Raw genomic sequence first — 5,536 nt, forward strand, 5'->3', positions numbered from 1 at the left:
TGTGTTTGCCTATAAAATTAATTAGCTAGAAATAATAAATTGGGTAATTATGTCAGTTTAAATGCATAATGACGAGCATTTTTATTCGAATGAGGTTAAATAATTTAACTCCTTAGATTTTCGTGATTTGTTTAAATTAATTCGCTTTTTTTGGCGGAAAATGAGTTAGAATAGCCGACCTAATAATCCAACATAAATTCACAGGAGAATAATAATGGCAACTCGTAGAGAATTGGCAAATGCAATCCGTTTTTTAAGTATGGATGCAGTACAAAAAGCAAAATCTGGGCATCCAGGTGCGCCTATGGGCATGGCGGATATTGCTGAGGTGTTATGGCGTGATTTTTTAAATCATAATCCAACAAATCCTCAGTGGGCAAACCGTGACCGTTTTGTGTTATCTAATGGTCATGGCTCAATGCTAATTTATAGCTTACTTCATCTCACAGGTTACGACCTTTCTATCGAAGATTTAAAACAATTCCGTCAACTTCATTCTAAAACTCCAGGACACCCAGAATATGGTTATGCACCTGGTGTTGAAACCACTACAGGTCCATTAGGTCAAGGTATTACTAACGCTGTTGGTATGGCGATTGCAGAAAAAACCTTAGCCGCTCAATTTAACCGTGAAGGTCATGATATTGTTGATCATCATACTTATGTTTTCTTAGGTGATGGCTGTTTAATGGAAGGGATTTCACATGAGGCTTGCTCGTTAGCGGGAACTTTGGGATTAGGTAAATTAATTGCTTTCTATGATGACAATAATATTTCTATTGATGGTCATGTGGACGGTTGGTTTACAGATGATACACAAAAACGTTTTGAAGCTTACGGTTGGCATGTTATTCCTGCTATTGATGGACATAATGCAGAGCAAATTGTTGAAGCTGTAAAACAAGCTCAGGCAGAAAAAAATAAACCAACTTTAATTATTTGCAAAACGATTATTGGTTATGGTTCTCCAAATAAACAAAATACTCATGATAGCCATGGTGCGCCATTAGGCGATGAAGAAATTGCTTTAACTCGCCAAGCATTAAATTGGAACCATGCGCCTTTTGAAATTCCAGCAGATATTTATGCACAATGGAATGCACAAGAAAAAGGTCAGGAAGCAGAAAATGCATGGAATGAAAAATTTGCCGCTTATGAGAAAGCTTACCCAGAATTAGCGGCTGAATTTAAACGTCGTTTAGCAGGTGAATTACCAGCAAATTGGGCGGCAGAAAGTCAAGCTTTCGTAGAAAAATTACAAGCAAATCCAGCGACTATTGCAAGCCGTAAAGCATCACAAAATGCGATTGAAGCCTATGCAAAATTATTACCAGAGTTTTTAGGCGGTTCAGCAGATTTAGCAGGCTCAAACTTAACTTTATGGTCTGGTTCTAAACCAATTCGTGCCACTGAAAATGTGGACGGCAACTATATTAACTATGGTGTACGTGAATTTGGTATGTCAGCGATTATGAATGGTATTGCTTTACATGGTGGTTTCATTCCTTATGGCGCAACATTCTTAATGTTTATGGAATATGCACATAACGCTATACGTATGGCAGCCTTGATGAAACAACGTTCATTATTTGTTTATACTCACGACTCTATTGGTTTAGGGGAAGATGGTCCAACACACCAACCAGTTGAACAAACGACCGCACTTCGTTTAATTCCAAATTTAGAAACATGGCGTCCATGTGACCAAGTTGAATCAGCAATTGCATGGAAAGCAGCTGTTGAGCGTCAAGATGGCCCAAGTGCATTAATCTTTACTCGTCAAAATCTTGCACAAATGAACCGCACTTCAGAGCAATTAGCTAATGTTGCACGCGGTGCTTATGTGCTACAAGATTGTGCTTGCGGTAATCCAGAGTTAATTCTTATTGCCACAGGTTCCGAAGTAGAGCTTGCAATGAAAGCGGCAGAAGTATTAACTGCTGAAGGTAAGAAAGTGCGTGTTGTATCTATGCCAAGCACTAATGTATTTGATAAACAAGATGCAGCATATCGTGAAGCGGTATTACCAAGTGCGGTAACAAAACGTGTTGCAATTGAAGCAGGCATTTCAGATTTCTGGTATAAATATGTCGGCTTCAATGGACGTATTGTTGGTATGAATAGCTTTGGTGAATCAGCACCCGCAGATCAACTATTTGAACTCTTTGGTTTTACTGTTGACAATGTTGTAGCAAAAGCAAAAGAGATTTTATAATCACAAAATTTTCGGTATTACGTAGCAGTTGCACAATTATTAAATAGCATAGTATTTGTTGTAGGGACGCCACGCTGGCGTCCGTTTCAAATATCAGCATAATTGTTTGATTTTACGAAGAATTTGAAAAATCTTGATTCGGACGCCAGCGTGGCGTCCCTACTTTTCTTACTGCTTTAAGGTTTGGGGAATTTGCTACACAATGCTGAAAATTTTAATTCTATGAGCGGGTAAATAAGAAAAAAATTTACCCGCTCTTTTTTGCTTTTTCATTCAGCTAAGAATAAAAACTCAAGCAGAATAATCCCGATTTTGCTCTCTCATAGCATTGAGTTAGTGCCCCCTTTAATGTAAACTACTGTCCCGTCTTTATGAGAAGTTGTTTGTACTTAAAACAGGTTCTCCAACACTTATTTTCATATCAAAAAACATAGGTTTAATATGGCTACCAATTATATTTTTGTCACTGGCGGCGTTGTATCTTCTTTAGGAAAAGGGATTGCAGCTGCATCTTTAGCCGCGATTTTAGAAGCTCGTGGTTTGAATGTTACTATCATGAAACTTGATCCTTACATTAATGTGGATCCAGGTACAATGAGCCCGACCCAACATGGTGAAGTTTTTGTTACGCAAGACGGAGCTGAAACAGATTTAGACTTAGGACATTATGAGCGTTTTATCCGCACTAAAATGACTAAGCGCAATAACTTTACAACAGGAAAAATCTACTCTGAAGTTTTACGCAAAGAACGCCGTGGCGATTATTTAGGTGCGACTATTCAAGTTATTCCACATATTACCAATGAAATTAAATCTCGTGTTATTGATGGTGCAGCAGGCTATGATGTTGCTATTGTTGAAGTGGGTGGAACCGTTGGCGATATTGAATCTTTACCATTTTTAGAGGCATTGCGTCAGTTAGCGGTTCAAGTTGGACGTGAACATACTATTTTTATGCATTTGACTTTAGTGCCTTATATTCCAACTGCTGGTGAAGTAAAAACTAAGCCAACACAACATTCAGTGAAAGAATTACTCTCAATTGGTATCCAACCTGATGTACTAATTTGTCGTTCAGATCGCATGATCCCACCAAATGAGCGTGCGAAAATTGCTCTTTTCTGTAATGTGCCAGAAAGAGCGGTCATTTCTTTAAAAGATGTATCATCTATTTACCAAATCCCAGCTTTATTGAAATCACAAGGATTAGATGATTTTATTTGCCAACGTTTTCGTTTTGATTGTAGAGAGGCTGATTTATCTGAGTGGGAAAAAGTACTTTATCAAGAAGCTAATCCAACAGGTGAGGTAACTATTGGCATGGTAGGTAAATACACTGAATTACCCGATGCTTACAAATCTGTTAATGAAGCGTTAAAACACGCAGGTCTAACCAATCGCCTAACCGTTAATATTAAATACATTGACTCGCAAGATGTAGAAACCAAAGGCGTAAGTATTTTAAAAGATTTAGATGGTATTTTAGTACCTGGCGGTTTTGGTTATCGTGGCGTAGAAGGAAAAGTTTTAACCGCACAATATGCTCGTGAAAACAAAATTCCATATTTAGGTATCTGCCTAGGAATGCAAGTGGCATTTATTGAATATGCTCGTAACGTAGCAGGATTAAAAGGTGCAAACTCTTCCGAATTCGACCGCACTTGTGAATATCCAGTGATCGCTTTAATCACGGAATGGCAAAATGCAGAAGGAAACTTAGAAGTACGTTCTGATGAAAGCGATTTAGGTGGCACCATGCGCTTAGGTGCACAACAATGTCATTTAATAGAGGGAAGCTTAGCTCGTCAATTGTATGGTTCAGATATTATCGAAGAACGTCATCGTCATCGTTATGAAGTAAACAACGTTATTCGCCCACAAATTGAAAAAGCAGGTTTAAAAGTAACTGGTTTAAGTGCGGATAAAAAATTGGTAGAAATTATCGAAATACCAAATCATCCTTGGTTTGTTGCCTGTCAATTCCACCCAGAATTTACATCAACTCCACGTGATGGACACCCATTATTTGCAGGTTTTGTAAAAGCTGCAAAAGAAAATCAGAAAAAATAAAAAGTAAAATAGCTTGGAAAAACTAACAAAATCCAAGCTATTTTTACTTATTTGTATAATTCTGATACTAATTGAGGAGAAAGTAACCGCTCTTTTTCATGAAACAACGTTCCCATATAATAAGAGCCGAATGAGGTAAAATGATCCTGATCACCATAAATCGTTTTCTTTCCAACATACACTGTATCGCCCAAATATTTTACCGCATCAACCCACGTAACATTCGGAATATCTTTAACTAACTGTAAAATTTCATTATTGCTTACTTTATTATCTGTCAATTTTTGAATAGGGCTTAAATACTTGTCTAATTTATATTCCGCTAAAAATGCATTTCTCAGTGCGGAACGATTTAATGAAATATTATTAGCAAAAACATAAACTTTTTTTGTTTTTGCTAAATATTTCACCAGGGCTTGAAATTCCTCATCAAAATTTTTCACTATATAAGAAGTAGGATTAAATCTTGGAACAGGTGAACCACCTCTTTTTAATTCATAAAACATAGAAATAAAAATAACAGGATAAGACTCAATTTTTTTCCAATATTCAGCACAATCTTTCTTTTGATTTTTCTTTAAATTTCCCATTTTATCTACAAATAAAATACATTCATGAACATTTAAAATATCTGAACGCCACCCTTCTTTTGATCCCACATAATTTAAAAAATTCTCCAAATGCCCTGCATGAGAATCGCCTATAGTTAAAATCTTACTTGGAATATTCAAAGGTATTACATTTTGTTCAATACTCTTATCTTTCAAATATTTTGTTTTATTTTTTATATGAGAACGAACACTCAAATTAAAACCAATCACAACCAATGATGGAATTAAATATAATAATAAAAAGGATTGCTTAAAAGTTAATTTAGATTTTCTAATAGGTTGCTCTAATAAATAGTAACTTAGTATTGAAAAAATAAAAGTCAGAAAAATAATTGGTAACACCGCACTTTGGGGTAATTCTTTTTCACCAGAAATATAATAAGTGAATGCGATAAAAATCCAGTGAAATAAATAAAGTGAATAAGATAATTTACCTATCCATACAACCAGTTTGAATGATAAAAAAGATTTTATCCATGATTCTTTAGCTGAAAAATGAATAAGAAGTGCGGTTAAAATACAAGGTAAAAGCAAAGCAACGCCTGGCATTAATGGCGTAGATTTATTATAGAAAAAAAGAGTCAAAAGAATTGCAAAGAATATTCCTAAACCAATAAAATTATTTGTTTGTTTGTTTGTT

The 5,536-nt window shown here is 35.7% G+C and carries 3 protein-coding genes; 2 read left to right on the plus strand and 1 reads right to left on the minus strand.

Features of this window, described 5'->3' with window-relative positions; genetic code table 11:
• The first annotated feature begins 214 nt into the window (after positions 1-214).
• Both tkt and pyrG read left to right on the plus strand, forming a co-directional pair.
• Positions 215-2,215, plus strand: a complete 2,001-nt coding sequence (gene tkt, locus B0186_RS02485) for a transketolase (RefSeq protein WP_078217823.1) — start codon at positions 215-217, stop codon at positions 2,213-2,215.
• 441 nt (positions 2,216-2,656) lie between these two features.
• Positions 2,657-4,285 (plus strand): glutamine hydrolyzing CTP synthase, encoded by a 1,629-nt coding sequence (pyrG, locus tag B0186_RS02490; protein ID WP_078217824.1) that lies wholly within the window; start codon positions 2,657-2,659, stop codon positions 4,283-4,285.
• Between the two features lie 47 nt (positions 4,286-4,332).
• Here the strand turns inward: pyrG and B0186_RS11955 are convergent.
• A partial coding sequence (locus tag B0186_RS11955; RefSeq protein WP_235817162.1) for an acyltransferase family protein occupies positions 4,333-5,536 on the minus strand: 1,204 nt, incomplete at its 5' end.

It is taken from the genome of Canicola haemoglobinophilus, from assembly GCF_002015075.1.
Lineage (GTDB): Bacteria > Pseudomonadota > Gammaproteobacteria > Enterobacterales > Pasteurellaceae > Canicola > Canicola haemoglobinophilus.

Excerpts from the sequence above, each read along its gene's own strand:
- tkt (WP_078217823.1), top strand. The coding sequence starts at position 215 with ATGGCAACTCGTAGAGAATTGGCAAATGCAATCCGTTTTTTAAGTATG.
- pyrG (WP_078217824.1), top strand. The coding sequence starts at position 2,657 with ATGGCTACCAATTATATTTTTGTCACTGGCGGCGTTGTATCTTCTTTA.